At 42.1% G+C, this 401-nt stretch carries 1 pseudogene; it reads right to left on the reverse strand.

The window, feature by feature from the left end:
* Positions 1-401: pseudogene (locus tag OEW74_RS19590) on the reverse strand (PKD domain-containing protein); the annotation flags it as partial.

The raw sequence follows: 401 nt of genomic DNA on the forward strand, positions 1-401 counted from the left end.
TCCTCCCCAGTTGAAAGTATAAGGTGCTGTTCCACCTGTTGGTGTTAAGTTAATAGCTCCTGTAGAACTACCATTACATGCAATATTAGTAACAACTGTTGTTCCTGAAATTGCTGTTGGCTGAGTGATTGTTATCGTTCTCGTAATTGTACATGCATTTGCATCGGTTACTGTTACTGTGTAAGCTCCTGCTGCTAAACCTGTTGCTGTTGCTGCAGTTCCTCCTGTTGGAGACCATGAATAAGTATAAGGTGCTGTTCCACCTGTTACAACAATACTTGCTGTTCCGTTAGTTCCTCCGTTACATGAAATATTTGTTTGAGAAGTCGTTGCACTCATTGCTGTTGGCTGAGTCACAGTAGCACTTACTGTTCCTGTACATCCGTTTGCATCAGTAATCG

The sequence above is a fragment of the Chryseobacterium sp. YIM B08800 genome (assembly GCF_026163565.1).
Lineage (GTDB): Bacteria > Bacteroidota > Bacteroidia > Flavobacteriales > Weeksellaceae > Chryseobacterium.